Annotated in this window: 16 protein-coding genes and 1 pseudogene; 12 read left to right on the forward strand and 5 right to left on the reverse strand. The window is 54.9% G+C overall.

All coding sequences use genetic code 11. From position 1 onward, the window contains the following. Positions 1–79: 79 nt before the first annotated feature. From MGLY_RS11935 to MGLY_RS11950, 4 genes are all read left to right on the forward strand, one after another. On the forward strand, positions 80–316 hold the full coding sequence (locus tag MGLY_RS11935; RefSeq protein WP_156274128.1) for a DUF1858 domain-containing protein: 237 nt from the start codon (positions 80–82) through the stop codon (positions 314–316). Positions 317–322: 6 nt separating this feature from the next. After that, positions 323–2365: an ATP-dependent DNA helicase RecG gene (gene recG, locus MGLY_RS11940; RefSeq protein ID WP_156274130.1), complete on the forward strand. Its 2043-nt coding sequence runs from the start codon at positions 323–325 to the stop codon at positions 2363–2365. An 85-nt stretch (positions 2366–2450) separates the two neighbouring features. Beyond that, positions 2451–2846, forward strand: a complete 396-nt coding sequence (locus MGLY_RS11945; RefSeq protein WP_156274132.1) for a hypothetical protein — start codon at positions 2451–2453, stop codon at positions 2844–2846. Between the two features lie 131 nt (positions 2847–2977). Further along, positions 2978–3346: an alpha/beta-type small acid-soluble spore protein gene (locus MGLY_RS11950; RefSeq protein WP_064774341.1), complete on the forward strand. Its 369-nt coding sequence runs from the start codon at positions 2978–2980 to the stop codon at positions 3344–3346. 39 nt (positions 3347–3385) lie between these two features. Here the strand turns inward: MGLY_RS11950 and gpr are convergent, their stop codons facing one another. Further along, positions 3386–4363 (reverse strand): GPR endopeptidase, encoded by a 978-nt coding sequence (gpr, locus tag MGLY_RS11955; RefSeq protein ID WP_156274134.1) that lies wholly within the window; start codon positions 4361–4363, stop codon positions 3386–3388. Positions 4364–4484: 121 nt separating this feature from the next. On the opposite strand from gpr, the gene MGLY_RS11960 reads away from it, so the two are divergent. The 5 genes from MGLY_RS11960 (at position 4485) to MGLY_RS11980 (ending at position 6733) form a co-directional block, all read left to right on the forward strand. Beyond that, positions 4485–4652 carry a DUF2197 domain-containing protein gene (locus tag MGLY_RS11960; RefSeq protein WP_156274136.1) on the forward strand — a complete coding sequence of 56 codons (168 nt, stop codon included), beginning with the start codon at positions 4485–4487 and terminating at the stop codon, positions 4650–4652. 61 nt (positions 4653–4713) lie between these two features. Then, positions 4714–4995 carry a CC/Se motif family (seleno)protein gene (locus tag MGLY_RS18555; RefSeq protein WP_269085188.1) on the forward strand — a complete coding sequence of 94 codons (282 nt, stop codon included), beginning with the start codon at positions 4714–4716 and terminating at the stop codon, positions 4993–4995. A 19-nt stretch (positions 4996–5014) separates the two neighbouring features. Further along, positions 5015–5341 carry a thioredoxin gene (gene trxA, locus MGLY_RS11970; protein ID WP_156274140.1) on the forward strand — a complete coding sequence of 109 codons (327 nt, stop codon included), beginning with the start codon at positions 5015–5017 and terminating at the stop codon, positions 5339–5341. A 50-nt stretch (positions 5342–5391) separates the two neighbouring features. Then, the gene (locus tag MGLY_RS11975; RefSeq protein WP_156274142.1) at positions 5392–5580 is read left to right on the forward strand and encodes a hypothetical protein; all 189 of its coding nucleotides are present in this window, start codon (positions 5392–5394) and stop codon (positions 5578–5580) included. 118 nt (positions 5581–5698) lie between these two features. Next, on the forward strand, positions 5699–6733 hold the full coding sequence (locus tag MGLY_RS11980) for a molybdopterin-binding protein (protein ID WP_156274144.1): 1035 nt from the start codon (positions 5699–5701) through the stop codon (positions 6731–6733). A 6-nt stretch (positions 6734–6739) separates the two neighbouring features. On the opposite strand, the gene MGLY_RS11985 is transcribed toward MGLY_RS11980, so the two are convergent. From MGLY_RS11985 to iorA, 3 genes are read right to left on the reverse strand one after another with little or no spacing between them, the layout of a single operon-like run. After that, positions 6740–7999, reverse strand: coding sequence for a phenylacetate--CoA ligase (locus tag MGLY_RS11985; RefSeq protein WP_156274146.1), 1260 nt, complete (start codon positions 7997–7999; stop codon positions 6740–6742). A gap of 2 nt (positions 8000–8001) precedes the next feature. Beyond that, complete coding sequence (locus tag MGLY_RS11990; RefSeq protein ID WP_156274148.1) at positions 8002–8580, reverse strand: indolepyruvate oxidoreductase subunit beta; 579 nt, start codon at positions 8578–8580, stop codon at positions 8002–8004. Further along, positions 8581–10065 carry an indolepyruvate ferredoxin oxidoreductase subunit alpha gene (gene iorA, locus MGLY_RS11995; RefSeq protein WP_156274150.1) on the reverse strand — a complete coding sequence of 495 codons (1485 nt, stop codon included), beginning with the start codon at positions 10063–10065 and terminating at the stop codon, positions 8581–8583. Positions 10066–10478: 413 nt separating this feature from the next. Between iorA and MGLY_RS12000 the strand changes: the two genes are divergently transcribed. From MGLY_RS12000 to MGLY_RS12010, 3 genes are all read left to right on the forward strand, one after another. Further along, a complete protein-coding gene (locus MGLY_RS12000) occupies positions 10479–12293 on the forward strand; it encodes an IS1634 family transposase (RefSeq protein WP_156272643.1) in 1815 nt (604 codons plus the stop codon). A gap of 173 nt (positions 12294–12466) precedes the next feature. Next, positions 12467–13378 (forward strand): Druantia anti-phage system protein DruA, encoded by a 912-nt coding sequence (locus tag MGLY_RS12005; protein WP_156272925.1) that lies wholly within the window; start codon positions 12467–12469, stop codon positions 13376–13378. Between the two features lie 2 nt (positions 13379–13380). Continuing rightward, positions 13381–14799, forward strand: coding sequence for a transposase family protein (locus MGLY_RS12010; protein WP_156272927.1), 1419 nt, complete (start codon positions 13381–13383; stop codon positions 14797–14799). A gap of 229 nt (positions 14800–15028) precedes the next feature. Here MGLY_RS12010 and MGLY_RS12015 read toward each other — a convergent pair. Then, a pseudogene (locus tag MGLY_RS12015) lies at positions 15029–15340 on the reverse strand (indolepyruvate ferredoxin oxidoreductase subunit alpha); the annotation flags it as partial. Between the last annotated feature and the right edge of the window lie 432 nt (positions 15341–15772).

Below are 15772 nucleotides of genomic sequence, written 5' to 3' on the forward strand. Positions count from 1 at the left end.
AAAGCAAGGAAATAAATTTCTCCTGGCAGGCAGGGACTTGCCGGAACCTGTTGAAAATAATAGTCAGGGGGTGGAGGGAATGCCCAGGGAAGGGCAAAAAAACGTCGTTCCTCTACAAATAACCAAAGATCTCTCCATTATGGAAGTATTGCAGGCCTATCCCCAGGTGCGGCAGGTATTTCACCGTTATGGCATGAGCTGCCTGGAATGTATGGGTGCCATAAATGAAACCATTGCCAGCGGCGCCCGCAGCCACGGCGTTGACTTGGAAGACCTGCTAAATGACCTAAATAAAGCCATCAGGGACCGGGGATGAGACTGGATGTACGACCGGCCGGTGGCATCTTTAAAATATGTAGGTCCCCAGAAGGCCGCCCGCCTGACCCGGCTCGGCATCCAGACGGTGGGCGATCTCCTCTGGCATTTTCCCAGGCGTTATGAAGACCGGCGCCAGTTAAAGGAGCTGGCGGCGGCAACGCCCGGGGAAATAATTACCGTCCAGGTAACCATCAAAGCCTGGGAAGAAAAGGAAATACGTCCGCGCCTGCGCCTCTTCCGGGCTCAGGTCCAGGGCCGGCGGGGGAGTGGCTATGCCCTTTGGTTTAACCAACCCTTCCTCAAGCGCCAGTTGCCGGCTGGCAGCGAGGTAATCCTTACCGGGAAGGTAAATTACCGGGGTTATGTTCCCGAAATCCAGGTCAGTGACTATGAAGCCCTGGGGCAGGGGGATAGCGGCCTCCATACGGGGCGCATTGTACCCTTTTATCCCCTGACGGCGGGTTTAAGCCAGCGCTGGCTGAGGCTGATCGTCCACCTGGCCCTGGAGGAAGTCCAGGGAGAATTGCCGGAGATTTTACCCCCTTTCTTATGCCAGCGTTACCGCCTTTTACCCCGCTACCAGGCCATAAAATATATGCATTTTCCCCCCGACGCCGCCGCCCTGCACCAGGCCCGGCGGCGCCTTAAGTATGAAGAACTGCTGCTCTGGGAACTGGGTTTAAGCTTAAGCCGCTGGCAGCGGGAAGCCGGGCTCAGGGGAGTTGCCCATACCCCGGACAACGGGCTGGTGCGGCAGTTAGTCGCCAGCCTGCCCTTTAAACTGACCCGGGCCCAGGAAAGGGTACTGGCCGAGATCCTGGCCGATATGGAAGACCCGCGGCCCATGGCCCGCCTGCTCCAGGGGGATGTGGGTTCAGGGAAAACAGTGGTGGCGGCAGCAGCCATGGTCAAGGCCGTAGCCGGCGGCTGGCAGGCTGCCCTCATGGCCCCTACGGAAGTCCTGGCCGAGCAGCACGGGCAAACTTTGCAGCAGATCCTCGCCCCCTTAAAAATCCCGGTAGCCGTCCTGACGGGCAGTACTTCCCGGGCCGGGCGCGAAGCTATCCTGGCTGGCCTGGCTACCGGCCGGTTACCTCTGGTAGCAGGTACTCACGCCCTGATCCAGGAAGATGTAACCTTTAAGGCTTTAGGACTGGTGGTTATCGATGAGCAGCACCGCTTTGGCGTTGACCAGCGGGCCGCCCTCCAGGCCAAGGGGCAGGCTCCCGACCTGCTGGTCATGACCGCCACGCCTATTCCCCGGACCCTGGCCCTGGCAATCTATGGTGACCTGGACGTGTCCCTTTTGGACGAACTACCACCGGGCCGGCAACCGGTAACTACCCGCATTTTAACGGAAAAGCAGCGCGCCAAAGCTTACCAGCTAATCCGCCGGGAGATTGAGAATGGCCACCAGGCCTACGTCATCTGTCCCTTAATTGATGAAAGCGACAGCGTAGCTGCGGAAGCCGCCATAGCCATGGCGAAAAAGCTCCAGGAAGAAGTCTTTCCTGAATACGCGGTGGGGCTGGTCCACGGGCGCCTTAAGCCGGCTGAAAAGGAGGAGGTAATGAACGCTTTCCGGGAGGGCAAAATCGCCATCCTGGTGGCGACGACGGTAGTTGAGGTGGGAGTCGACGTACCCAACGCTACGGTAATGTTAATCGAAGGGGCGGAGAGGCTGGGCCTGGCCCAGCTCCACCAGCTGCGGGGCCGGGTGGGGCGCGGTACGGCACCGTCCTATTGTTTGCTCATCACCGGCAACAGCCGGGCGGCGCGGGAACGGCTGGCCATCCTGGCCTCCAGCCAGGACGGCTTTGCCATTGCCGAAGCCGACCTGCGCCTCAGAGGGCCGGGGGAATTCTTTGGTACCCGCCAGCATGGCTTGCCGGAATTCCGCCTGGCCAGGCTACCCGAGGACGGCCGCATCCTGGAACAGGCCCGCCAGGACGCCCGCCTGATTTGCCGGGAAAACCTCTGGCAGCAACCGGAATACCGTCAGCTTTACCTGGCAGCCAGGGAAAAACTGGCCAGCCTGCAATTATAAAAAGTAAAATTTACCAGCAAAAAAGGGCATGTTTAATTTAGTTTTCAGCCACACTAAGCTTAAAATTAGCGACGAAGGTGAGCCTATGCAATTAGAAAAGGATGAGCGTTCGCTTCTGGCTTATTTTTCCAGCAGTACCAGAGCCCAGGAAGCCGTCAATGCTCTCCAAGCGGCTGGTATAATTGAGGTCCAGTTTGACCGGGTAGGACGTTTTGGTACCCGTTATAATGACCGGTACAATAATCCCCTGGCCAACCAGGCCAATACCATTACCGGCTTAACCCTCTATGCAGCTGATATTAACCCCCTGGTAAAAACCGATACCCGGGCCCTGCTGGCCGCCGACCCTTCGGTCAGCGGTGTGGGTTTAAAGGATTACGGGGTGGCCGGCAATGAGGGCTTTTTAGTTACTGTAGTAACAACGCCGTCCCGGGTGAAGGAAGCCCGGAAAATCATTGAGGCCCATGGCGGCCGGCTTTAAAAAACGCCCTGGTGGGCGTTTTCCTTTTTTGTAGTATAAATGTAAAGTTACGCTAGCCAAATAATACTAAGCATAAAATAAGGCCACCGGCTCATACTAAGACTGCATAACAAAAAAGGAGGTGAAACTGAATGCCGCGTGGAGGAAGGACCAACCGTCTCCTGATCCCCCAGGCCCGCGGCCAGATGGAAAGGTTCAAGCAGGAAGTGGCCAGCGAACTGGGGATCTCCAATTATGACGGTTACCTGGGTGACCTGCCCTCCAAAGTTAACGGTTCTGTAGGGGGGCTCATGGTCAAGAAGATGATCGCTGCTTATGAGCAGACCCTGAGCAATCAGGCAGCCGGCGGCCTTGGTGGTACTGACGTTGAACTGGGTGCCGCCCAGAACGTTACCGGTCGCATCAGCGGGCCCAACCCCGCTTATAATGCCGGTGGCCAGAAGTTAAACATCAATGCCCAGCAGTACAACCCCGGTGGGCTGGGTGGATTGACCCAGTAAGGGCAATTCCGGATGGCGGGTTTTAACCGCCATCCTTTTTTAATGTAACGGTATGGCAGCCTTAGCCTGCAGGAGAGTGGCATGCAGGGTCCTGTTCAGGGCATTACCAATGACCCAGGCCAGGTTATGCACCAGGTCGTCAACCTCTTTGGGAGTTACCGTCAGGTTACCGCCAAAAGGTGCCAGGACATTGCGGGCAAGGTTTTGGGCCACGGCCTGGTTGAGCTGCAGGTTGACATTAGGAAAAGCCTGCTGGATTTGGCTAAGGGCTTCATAGATAATCACCCCGGCATGAACTACAGTAGGAATACCGATGGCAATAACGGGAATACCCATGGTTTGTTGATTGATGCCGGTACGTTGATTTCCCACCCCTGAGCCGGGGCTAATGCCGGTATCGGTAATTTGAATGCTGCTGCCTATGCGTTGCAGATCGCCGGCAGCCAGGGCATCAACGGCAATCATTACTCTGGGCCGGGTTTTTTCTACCACACCCTTAAGGATTTCCGCTGTTTCAATTCCGGTAGTACCCAGGACACCGGGGGCCAGGGCACTGACGGGTCTTGTTCCCGGGGGCATATTTTGCGGTACGTATTTTAATAGATGCCGGGTAACCGTAAACTGGTTGATTACTTTTGGGCCCAGGGAGTCCGGCGTGGCTTCCCAGTTACCCAGGCCCACCACCAGCACCGGGTCGGCAGGACCAACATGCCATTTTTGTAACAAAAGTTTGAGTTTCTGGGCCAGGAGACCCGCTATTTCTTCGTGAACGGGCGGGTTTTCAGAGCGGAGGGCCGGTGCATCGATGGTTATGTAAGTACCCTGGGGCTTGCCCATAGCTTGCTCGCCGATGGCATTCATGATGGTAATAGTTGTAACCGTAGCGTTGGGGTACTGTTCTTTATCTTCCCTTACCCCGGGCACTTCCTGCTGGGTAGCCCCGCGTAATAAAGCATGGGCTTCCACCGCCAGGTCCAGGATAACTCCCGCCAGCTGGTAAAATTCGGCGCGCTGCAAGGTGGTTCCCTCCAAACTTTTAAGGCCTGCCTTCAGGTTATCCATAATGAAAAAAAATATACGTCAAAAAGGAAAAGTTTCCTGGCGTGTTGAATAATTGCCCTCAGGGAAGGTGAGACTGATGGAAGTAAAATGTACCCTCTGCGGTCGTAAAGAAGAAATTACCAAGGTCCATAAGGATTATCGCAAACTGGCGCGCGATAAAAATGCCGTCTACACCTGCGAAACCTGCCGCGCCCGGCTGCGTTACCAGGCCCTGCAGGCCCAAAAAGCAGAGAAACCATTATAAATACCTTATTGACAGCGTAAAATAATTATAGTATAATCGCAGCGAGAGAGGAGGATGAAAGATGGAAATCCGTATCAGCCCTAAAGCGGAACAATATATCAAAGAGAAATCCGATACCATTACCATTAAATTAGAGATGTGCGGCGGTTGAGCTGGACTATCAATTCGTCCTGCCGTGTATGCAGGCGCGCCAGCTGACGTGAAAAACTTTATTGTTCAGCAGCTAAATGGCTTAAAGGTTTACCTGCAAAAGGGGATTAAAGCTTCACGCGGCCTGGATGTAGACCTGGTGGGCTTTGGACCCTTTAAACAGCTGGTTGTCGATGGAGTGCAAAATTATTAAATTTAGGAGGCACCAAAACATGAGCAAGCCCGTTAATGTTGACAGCAGCGCCTTTGAAGCTGAAGTATTGTCAGCACCGGTGCCAGTAGTAGTTGATTTTTGGGCCGTCTGGTGCGGTCCCTGCCGGATGATGGCCCCGGTGCTGGATCAGCTGGCCGAAGACTACGATGGTAACGTTAAATTTGCCAAGGTAAATGTTGACGAAAACCAGGAACTGGCCGCCCGCTATGGTATTATGAGTATACCTACCCTGGTTATCTTTAAAGACGGCCAGGAAGTGGGACGGGTCATTGGCTATATGCCCAAGGAAAAGTTAAAGGAACAGCTGGAAGCTGCCATACATTAAAAAGTTTGCATTAAAAAGTTTGCTGGAGGGAATGGAGCGGGGGAGGTTACATGGCCCGCCATGCTTTTATTGATGCCAGTCTTTGCGACGGCCGGGCCGATTGCCAGGCTATGAACGCCTGCCCTACTAAATCTTTCATGCGTGAAGAGGAGGGCGAACCCTGGTTTATTGGCCCTACCTGCCTGGGCTGCGGCCGCTGCCTGCTGGCCTGTGACCGGCAAGCCATCAGCCTGATCTAGTAACTAAGGGTCACCGGTTAATTACCGGTGGCCCTTAATGTTTTATTATCAAATTTCACTTTAAGCGGCAGGCTTTTTTTCAGGCACGTCGAATTATAAGCGCAAGGAGGTAGGGCAGATGCTCCAGAAAGTCCGGGTCGAAGATAGCGTGGGCACGGTCCTGGCCCACGACCTGACCAAAATCGTCCCTGGCGAGTTCAAGGGAAGGCGATTTAAGAAAGGACATATTATTCAGCCGGAAGATGTGGCCGAACTGCTGCAAATGGGTAAAGAACACCTTTATGTCCTGGCCCTGGGACCGGATGAGGTGCACGAAGACGAAGCCGCCCTTCGCCTGGCCAGGGCGGCAGCCGGCGACGGCGATCACGGCCTCAAATTTAGTGAGCCCCAGGAAGGCAAGGTAAACCTTATCGCCGCCAGGAACGGCCTGTTGAAGGTGAACCTCCCGGCCCTGCAGCAAATTAATGAAGGGGCGGACATCATCCTGGCCACCCTGCATAACAATTACCCGGTTACGGCAGGCCAGGTGGTGGCCGGCACCAGGTTGATCCCCTTGCTGGCACCCCGGGCGCTGATTGATAGGGTGGAAGCCATTTGCCACCAGGCAGGTGGTATTGTCCGCATAGCCCCCTACCGGCGGTTGCGGGTAGGCTTGATTACCACCGGCAGTGAGGTTTTTAAAGGGCGGGTCAAAGATGCCTTTGGCCCGGTGGTCCGGGCCAAGATTGCCAGTTATGGCTCAGAAGTAGAGCGGGAAGAGATTGTACCTGATGACGCTGAGGCCATCCGGCAGGCCATAGCAGCGATGCTGGCGGCCGGCATGGAAATGGTGGTCCTTACGGGGGGCATGTCGGTTGATCCTGATGACGTAACGCCGGAAGGGATCCGCCGCAGTGGCGCGGAAGTCGTCACCTATGGCGCCCCGGTGCTGCCGGGGGCCATGTTCATGCTGGCCTACCTGGGGGAGGTGCCCATTATGGGCCTGCCGGGGTGTGTGATGTATTACCGGGCTACCATTTTTGACCTGGTCCTGCCGCGGGTTTTAACGGGAGAACGGTTGCAGCGTAAAGATATAGCCGGGCTGGCGGCCGGCGGCCTCTGCCAGGGCTGCCCGGAATGCCGCTACCCGGCCTGTTCCTTCGGTAAAGTGTAGGGTGTTTCACTTCTCCCGGTAGTCGTAGACGCGCCGGGTTTTCTTTTCGCTGCGGGGCAGAGTCCCCAGGGGTACCGCCTCCACGTCAGCCAGGATGCCGATGCGGTTTTTAATCTGGCGCCGGCACTCGGCCGCAACAGCTTCGCCCTCATTACCGGGGAGGTACTCGATCTTTACCAGCAGCCGGTCCTTACCCCCCTCACGGGTCAAGATGAGCTGGTATTCGCTGCCGGCCCCCGGCGTGAGGTGAAGGACATGGTCGACCTGGCCCGGGTAGATATTGACGCCCTTAATTTTAACCATGTCATCAGTCCGCCCTAGAACGCGCTCAATCATAGGGAAGGGCGAGCCACAGGAACAGGCTGCAACCTTCAAACAGGTAAGGTCGTGGGTGCGGTAGCGCAGTAAAGGCATGCCTTCCTTGGTCAGGGTGGTGATGACCAGTTCCCCGGTTTCGCCCGGCGGCAGCTGCTTGCCCGTTGCCGGGTCAATAATCTCCAGCAGCAGGTGATCCGTCCAGATGTGGATACCTTCATGGGCCGGGCAGTCAAGGCCGATGCCGGGGCCGTAAATTTCTGTGAGCCCGTAAATATCAAAGGTTTCAATCCCCAGGAGTTCTTCGATGCGCTTGCGCATTTTTTCACCCCAGCGTTCGGAACCCAGGAGACCCACCCGCAGGGCCAGCCGGTCCTTCAGGCCGCGGCGCTCGATTTCTTCGCCCAGGAAAAGGGCATAGGAAGCGGTAGCCGTCAGGACGGTGGCCTGGAGGTCGACCAGCATTTCCAGCTGTTTTTCCGTATTGCCGGCACCGGTGGGAATGGCCATGGCGCCCAGGTACTCAACCCCGGCCTGGAAACCGATGCCTGCCGTCCAGAGGCCGTAGCCGGGGGTGATTTGCACCCGGTCGCGGTTGGTAACGCCCGCCAGGGCAAAACAGCGGGCCATCATTTCGGCCCAGGCAGCCACATCACCGGCCGTGTAAGGGATAATAATGGGCTTACCGGTGGTACCGGAGGAGGAATGAATCCGGACGACCTTTTCTTCGGGAACAGCCATAAGTTCCAGGGGCTTGCCGTTGCGCAGTTCCCATTTATCTGTCAAGGGAACCGCCGCCAGGTCGGCTACGGTCCTGATATCCCCCGGCCTGATCCCGGCTGCCGCCAGCTTTTCCCGGTAATAGGGTGAGCTGTCAAAGAGGCGCTGCACCAGGGCTTGCAGGGCCGGAGCCTGCTTCTGGTAGAGGTTTTCGTAATCAAATTGCCCCATTTTTACACCTCCAGGGCTCGCCGGCCCAGTTCAAAGGCGCGGCGGTTCATTTCATGGACACTGGCCGGCAGGAGTTTTAAAGCTTCGGCCAGCAGGACATCGGCAGGGAAGGGTAAACCGAAGTTCACCAGGGCACCCAGCATGACCAGGTTTAAAGCCCGGGGGTTACCGGCTTCTCTGGCCAGGGCCAGGGCATCCAGGCAACGGCAGCCGGGCAGGTTGTTTTGCAGGTAGGCCAGGATATCCTCCAGAGGATAGGGGCTACTCCCCAGGGCGGCCAGAACCGGTATTACCGCTGCCGTAGAGATCAGGGCCTTACCGCCGGGGCGTAAATACTTTAAGTTGCGGCAGGCCTCGGCCGGCTCCAGGGCCAGGAGGATGTCGGCGGCGCCATAGGGGATGAGGGGGCCGGCCTCCTGCACTCCCAGGCGTACATGGCTAACGACACTGCCCTCCCGCTGGGCCATACCAATGGTCTCGGCCGTACGTACCGGCAGGCCCGTTGTTACGGCGGCCGACGCAAGAGCCCGGGAGGCGAGGATTATGCCCTGGCCGCCCACACCGGCAATGAGAATATCCATCTAGACCCCCTCCTCCATGGCTGCCGCCGGGCACACTTGAGCGCAGAGCCCGCAGCCGGTACAGGTAGAATTAATCATTACTGCGCCGTCAGCCGGCACCAGGGCCGGGCAGCCCAGTTCGTCAATACAGGTATGGCAGCCAGTGCAGGCGTCGGCATTCACCCGGTAGCGGGTAACAGGTCTGGCTACCTGGGGGCAGGGGTGACGGAGGATTACCAGGGCCGGGCCGGGAGCAGCGAGGGCCTGGCGGGCAACTGCCATGGTGGCCTCCAGGTCCAGGGGATCAGCGGTGAGGACCATTTCTACACCGCAGGCCCGGGCCACCCGGGCAATATCAACGGCCCGCTGGCCGGTGCCGGTGGCCAGTCCCGGGTGTGACTGGTGCCCGGTCATGGCCGTGGTTTCATTATCGAGAACGACGACTACCAGGGGTGTCTGCTGGTGGACGGCATTGACCAGGGGCGGCAGGCCGGCGTGGAAAAAGGTCGAGTCCCCGATAAAGGCTACCAGCCGGGTGCCGGGCTGGACCCGGGCCAGGCCCTGGGCCAGGCCTAAACTTGCCCCCATGCACAGGCAGGTATCCATGGCGGCCAGGGGTGGCGCTGCCCCCAGGGTATAGCAGCCGATGTCACCGGTAAAGATGACTTCCTGATCCCGGGCCGCCTGTTTAAAGGCATAGAAGGAACCCCGGTGGGGGCAACCGGCGCAGAAAAGAGGCGGCCGCGCCGGTAAAGGCGGCAGCGCCGGGAGGCCGGGAACTGGATTTTCCTGCTCCAGCTTTAAGAAGCGGGCCAGGGCCGCGGTGACCCTGTCGACGTTAAATTCGCCTTCCCGGGGCAGGTAGCTGTCATGTTTGCCGGAAATTTCCACCGGCAGGCGGCTGCGCCAGGCCAGGTGGATGACCTGGTCTTCAACAACCGGCTCCTGCTCCTCGACGATAAGGACCCTTTCCATACGGGTGAGAAATTCCCTTACCAGCTCTTCCGGCAGGGGATAGGGGGTACCGATTTTAAGCAGGGATAATTTTACACCCAGGCGTTCCAGGGCTTCGGTGACGTAAAAGTAAGAAAGGCCGCTGGTAATGACCCCCACAGGGCCTGCCAGGCGGGCTACATTAAAGGGGCTGGCGGCGAACTCGGCCTGGGCCCGGTCCTGCTGTTTATTCAACCAGACATGCTGGCGGGCCGCCAGGGAGGGCATGATGACCCAGCGGGGGTCTTTGTTAAACCCCGGCACCGGCGGCCGTGGTGGGATGGTACCCACCTCCACTTCCTGGCAGGCGTGGCTGACGCGGGTAGTGGGGCGGACGATAACCGGGAGGTTTAAAGTTTCTGAAAGCTCGAAGGCATATTTTGTCATTTCATAAGCTTCCCGGGGACAGGAAGGATCCAGGACGGGCAATTTGGCAAAGCGGGCAAAAAGGCGTGTGTCCTGCTCCGTCTGGGAACTGTGGGGGCCGGGGTCGTCGGCTACCACCAGGACCACAGTGCTGACGCATCAACAAAGAAGGCTTTGCGACGCCTGAATAAATAACAGGTTTCGAAAAAAATTTATCGCAAATAGGACTGGACAGGCACGAGCCGATCTGAGATAATAGCCTTGGGAAAGTAGCGAGGTGAAATTTCAGATGGACGTGCCTTTTTCGATTGGCGACCGAGAGTTTACCCAGGCGGATATCAACTTAATACGTATTACAGTAAAGGAATTTTTCCATTTAACCCAACTTTGACACTAAAACTTCTATTTCAAGGGCTTAAAGACCACCAAGACTAGTAATATCAACGATCTTTCTCTACCGAAGTCGGCAAAACGTAGTGAAAACAAATCTGCCTTAGAGTATTTTCACGCCGGGCATCTCTTGGTATAATAGTAATGACGATAACCGAGGTGATGCCCCTTTGTTCCCCCGTATTATCACTACCAGGCGCGGCGGCCATACCTACCATTATCTGGTCCTGGTAGAATCCTACCGGGAAAAAGGCAAGGTAAAACAGCGCCAGGTTGGGCATTTAGGCAACATCGACCAGTATTCCCAGGAAGAGATACAGCGGCTTATTAATAAACTGCGGGAATTCCTTAAGGAAGATGAGCTGGGCACTGTTAAGGACCTCCAGACCTTCGGCACCAAGCATTATGGTATCCCCTATGTGGTGAATTTTTTCTGGGAGCGACTGGACCTGGACGCCTTCTTTAAAAACTATCTCCAAAATCGTCAAGTAGAGATGGATGTGGCCTTATGCACCAAGATTATGATTTTAAACCGCCTCATCGCTCCTAAAAGCAAGCTTGGAGTATCCCAATGGTTAAGGCAAATTTACCTGCCGGAACTGGAAGAGAAACAGCCTGAGTTGCATCATTTTTACCGTACTCTTGACGTCCTGGAAGAAATGAAGGATTATCTGGAACGCCACTTGTACAACCGGCTTACGGATCTCTTGAGTTATCAGCTTAACCTGGTGTTTTACGACTTGACCAGCAGCTACTTTGAAGGTACCCATTGCCCCCTGGCCAGGTTCGGTTATTCCCGCGACCACCGGCCGGACTGCCGGCAAATTAATATTGGCCTCCTGGTGACTCCGGAAGGCATGCCTATTGCCCACCAGGTATTTGAAGGTAATATACCTGATAAAGTAACCGTGGCTGGCGCCATCGAACAACTTAAGCAAAAGTTTGCCATCAAGAGCTGTATTTTCGTGGGCGACCGGGGTATGCTGACCAGTCATAATTTAGAAGAACTCAAGGAGGCTAACTTCCGTTATATCCTGGGCTTTCATAAACGCGGCCGGGAAGTGAGCGATGAACTACTGGCCAGGTACCAAAACCTCGAAGAATACCAGCTAATAGACGGCGATAACCCCCTCTTTTATGTGGAAGTACCACCAGAGCAGGTACAGGCTCCCCCTAAAGAAAACTTGGTAGAGGGAGAAGAGGAAGAAAAGGAAAACTTCGAGCCTCCGGTTCGCTATATCCTTTGCCACAATCCTCTCAAAGCCCAAGAGGATTATGAATTTCGGGTCAAAGCGATAGAAGAAGCCAGGATAAAATTGCAAGAGCTGAAAGACAGGCTGGCCCGGGAAACCCCGCGGCGGGGGCGCAAGCCTACCACAAAAGGAGTCATGCTTAAAGCAGCTGCTATCCTTAACAAGAAGGGCCTTGCTCCAATTTTTGATATTACTTATGACGGCAAGTCTTTCAACTTTGAAATTAATGAGCCGGCTCTGGCTAAAGAGGCTTTGCGGGACGGCAAATTTTTAATCCAGACTAATGCTGACCTGCCAGCTGAGGAGGTAATTGCCGCCTATAAAAACCTGCTCCAGGTAGAAACCGCCTTTCGCCATATCAAGGACTTCATTCGCTTGAGGCCTATCTACCACTACAACGAAAGTCGGGTTAAGGGACACATCTTTATATGTGTGCTGGCTTATCTCTTTGAAAAATGGCTGGAGGTGATACATCGCCGATATATTGAAGATGAGATTTTTAAGGCGAAACAAATCCCTGATCCTGAAAGTCAAGAAAGAGAGTTACGCCGCTGGAAGGTTGCCCATAAAAGCGGCCGCCGTATCCTGGAATTATTAGAAGAGATAAAGGCTGTTGACCAGCAGTTTCTTGATAAGCGGATTTATAGTATCACCCAGCCCGGACAAAGCCAGAGTGAATTGTTAAAAATTTTGGGCCTTCCACTTCCACCTAAAATTTTAACCTTCAGGTAGCCACTAAGAGCCCCAGAAAGGGGTTGTAGTGACAATTGTCCCTATGGACCCCTTGATTTTTAAGGGGCGGTGTCAAAGTTGGGTTTCGAAAAAAATTTATCGCAAATAGGACTGGACAGGCACGAGCCGATCTGAGATAATGGCCTTGGGAAAGTAGCGAGGTGAAATTTCAGATGGACGTGCCTTTTTCGATTGGCGACCGAGAGTTTACCCAGGCGGATATCAACTTAATACGTATTACAGTAAAGGAATTTTTCCATTTAAGCCGTGAAGAGATCGCGGCGACCATATGCGAGAATTTGCCTTGGAAGGCCCCGAACGGACGATTAAAGATGGAAGCCTGCAGAAAGCTGCTGGAATTAGAACAAAAAGGGGTCATTACCTTACCACCGCTGCAAAAGAATAAGGTACGCCAAGTCGGCGGGGAGCGACTGGGAACTGTGATACAGACCCGGCTTAAGGCTAAACTTCAAGAAGTGGCGCCGGTTACCATAGATCCGGTCACCCCTTTAGAGAGGGCGGACTGGAACGCCACCATGGCGGCTTACCATCCTTTAGGGTATCTGCGGGCCATCGGGGCGCAACAGCGGTATTGGATTAGGGTAAAGGGAGTGAGAGGCCGGGAGATAGTAGGGGCGATGTTGTTTGGAGCTGCTGCCAAGGCGGTGGCGGCGCGGGATAAGTGGATTGGCTGGACAGCTGAGGAACGCCGGCGCTATCGCCCGCGTATAGTCAACAACAACCGCTTTTTGATTCTGCCGGAGGTGCACATTCCCCATCTAGCCAGCCACTCCCTTTCCCTGGTAGCGCGGCGCATTCGGGCGGACTGGCGGGAACGCTATGGTTATGAACCGGTTTTATTAGAAACCTTTGTTGAACCCGAGTATCAGGGCACCTGTTACCGGGCGGCCAACTGGATTAAAATTGGCGAAACCGCAGGTCGAGGCCGCCAGGACGCCTTTAAGCAATATGCCGTCACGGTTAAAACAATCTGGGTATATCCCCTGGTACGGGACTGGCGCCGGCGGCTGGTGGAACCCTTCCCGGAGCCTGTTGAAGAAACCCTGGACGAGGGAGGGGAATAAGCATGGCCTTACGGCATCCCGGGTCCATCCACCCGTCTACCCTGCCCACTTGTAAAAGCGCCTATGCCACCAGCCAAGAAGAGAAAGACGACCGGCAAGGGGCTTTAGCAGCGCAGCTACCAGTATGGCGGGCGTATCTACCAGTATTGCTCGAGAAATTCGCGCGCATACCCGACCCCCGCCGTCCCCAGAGTATTAAGCATAAACTGACTGTCCTGTTGACCTTTGGGCTATTTCTCTTCGTCTTCGCCTATAACTCCAGGAGGGAAGCCAACCGGGAACTGACCCGGCCCGTCTTTTGGGAGCTATTGCGGGAGGTTTTTCCGGAGATTGACACTATCCCTCATATGGACACCGTTAATCGTCTGCTGGCAAAGATCAATCCGGAGCAGTTAGAAGAAGTGCTGATACAAACCATCAAACGACTGCTGCGCAACCGCCGGCTGCAGGCCTTACTGGTAGAAAAGCATTATATCATAGCCGTTGATGGGACCCAGAAGTTGGTGCGCAGTTTACCTTTTGCTGAAGAAGCCCTCCACCGGCAACATGGGGAAGAGGTATCATATATTGCCTATACGGTAGAAGCAGTTCTGGTCGGTCCCCAGGGGGTAACCATCCCCCTGCTCACCGAGTTCTGCGAGAACCCTATAGGGGAAAAAGAGGCCTTCACCAAGCAGGATTGCGAACTAAAAGCCGGCAAAAGGCTGCTGACACGCCTGCGCAAAGCCTTTCCCAAGCTACGTATCATGGTAGTAGCCGATGGCCTGTACGCCAATGGACCCATGATGGCCCTGTGCCGCCAATTACATCTGGACTTTATGTTTATCCTACCCCAGGACCGCCTGAAAAGTGTCTGGGAAGAGGCGGGAGGCCTTAGAAAACTGGAAAAGGACCAGAAACTCAAGTATCATTGGGGGAACAGAGAGCAAAACTTCTGGTGGGCCAACGATATCGACTATGAGTTCCAGGAGGCTTCCGGAGCCTGGCGGCGGTTCAAAATTCATGTAGCGGGATGTACAGAGACGTGGGAAGAGAAAGGCGAAAAAAAGGAAGCCCATTGGGCCTGGGTATCCTCGCGACCTTTCACCAAAAAGAATATCATCGCCCGCTGCAATCATGGGGCCCGCCACCGCTGGAACATTGAAGAAAATATCCTGGTAGAAAAACATCAAGGTTATCAGTATGAACATGCTTTCTCTCTGAACTGGACGGCAATGAAAAACTGGCATTTGCTTATGCACCTGGGACATCTGTTAAATATCTTGACACTACATACGGAAGCCCTGGTGGAGAAAGTTCGACAATTGGGCTTCAGGGGAACCCTTAAGTTCCTCCGGGAGACTTGGAGCAACCCCTGGATTGATCGCGACCAATTGTTGGCTCTCTGCACTAAGCCGCCCAGAATACGCTTGGCCTTTTGAAACTTTAATCTCTGCGTCAGCGACAACTTAATTCTTTACCTTCAAGTAGCTTATAGCCGCTTACATAAAGATGGCTTGCTTTGCTGTACTCAATTTTACCCCTCTTTTTTCCTGTTCGGAGCTTTTTTATCGTTTATAGAGGGTACCTACCTCCCCTTTTTGAGTTCTCACTGTTCGTTCGCCTGATTTTGGTCCCTGAACTTTGTCTTTATATATTTTCATGCGTCAGCACTGCCAGGACCAGGCCGCCCTTGACGCCGATGTAGGCCAGGCTCATGACGGCATCGGCAGCGACATTTAAGCCCATCTGCTTCATGCTCACCAGGGCCCGGGCGCCGGCATAGGCAGCCCCGGCGGCAATTTCCACGGCTACCTTTTCATTAACCGACCATTCGGTGTACACACCTGCTTCTGGTCCAAAATGCATCAGGGCCGTCATTATTTCGGAGGCCGGGGTACCAGGATAAGAAGTAGCAACCCGGATGCCGGCCTCTAGGGCTCCCCGGGCGATGGCTTCATTACCCATCAGCAATACTGGCACGGTTTGCTCTCTCCCCTTGAGACTTAAAGGCACAAAAAAACGGGCCGCAGCCCGGTTATAGCTTGCCTGCTATCCTCGGCTCTGCTAACACTGATCAGGCTGAACTAGGCTCACAACATAAAAAATTGCTTGTAAGAAAGTATAGCATATCCCCTGGCATCGGTCCAGCAAAAATTTCAGCCTGGTGCCTTATTCGGACAAACCGGAGATGGCAGGCAGGAGGATAAAAAAATGCCGTTCCGGGAGGAACGGCCAGAGTTCAGCCGCCGGCGGGTAACCGGCGGCTTGGGAGAGGAGAAACCGGAGGAAGAGCTCATGGGGGAGGGTTAATAAAATAACCCTAAGCTCTTCATGGTAAATCTGGAAATAGATTTACCGGTTAATATTATGGACGCCATGCGGGAAGCTTATACCTATCCGGGAAAAATTTTT

This window comes from Moorella glycerini (assembly GCF_009735625.1).
Taxonomy (GTDB): domain Bacteria; phylum Bacillota; class DSM-521; order Neomoorellales; family Neomoorellaceae; genus Neomoorella; species Neomoorella glycerini.

What these genes read in the sequence shown, in the direction of transcription:
- MGLY_RS11935 (WP_156274128.1), top strand. Translation starts at nt 80, where the DNA reads ATGCCCAGGGAAGGGCAAAAAAACGTCGTTCCTCTACAAATAACCAAA.
- recG (WP_156274130.1), top strand. Translation starts at nt 323, where the DNA reads ATGTACGACCGGCCGGTGGCATCTTTAAAATATGTAGGTCCCCAGAAG.
- MGLY_RS11945 (WP_156274132.1), top strand. Translation starts at nt 2,451, where the DNA reads ATGCAATTAGAAAAGGATGAGCGTTCGCTTCTGGCTTATTTTTCCAGC.
- MGLY_RS11950 (WP_064774341.1), top strand. Translation starts at nt 2,978, where the DNA reads ATGCCGCGTGGAGGAAGGACCAACCGTCTCCTGATCCCCCAGGCCCGC.
- MGLY_RS11960 (WP_156274136.1), top strand. Translation starts at nt 4,485, where the DNA reads ATGGAAGTAAAATGTACCCTCTGCGGTCGTAAAGAAGAAATTACCAAG.
- trxA (WP_156274140.1), top strand. Translation starts at nt 5,015, where the DNA reads ATGAGCAAGCCCGTTAATGTTGACAGCAGCGCCTTTGAAGCTGAAGTA.
- MGLY_RS11975 (WP_156274142.1), top strand. Translation starts at nt 5,392, where the DNA reads ATGGCCCGCCATGCTTTTATTGATGCCAGTCTTTGCGACGGCCGGGCC.
- MGLY_RS11980 (WP_156274144.1), top strand. Translation starts at nt 5,699, where the DNA reads ATGCTCCAGAAAGTCCGGGTCGAAGATAGCGTGGGCACGGTCCTGGCC.
- MGLY_RS11985 (WP_156274146.1), bottom strand. Translation starts at nt 7,999, where the DNA reads ATGGGGCAATTTGATTACGAAAACCTCTACCAGAAGCAGGCTCCGGCC.
- MGLY_RS11990 (WP_156274148.1), bottom strand. Translation starts at nt 8,580, where the DNA reads ATGGATATTCTCATTGCCGGTGTGGGCGGCCAGGGCATAATCCTCGCC.
- MGLY_RS12005 (WP_156272925.1), top strand. Translation starts at nt 12,467, where the DNA reads ATGGACGTGCCTTTTTCGATTGGCGACCGAGAGTTTACCCAGGCGGAT.
- MGLY_RS12010 (WP_156272927.1), top strand. Translation starts at nt 13,381, where the DNA reads ATGGCCTTACGGCATCCCGGGTCCATCCACCCGTCTACCCTGCCCACT.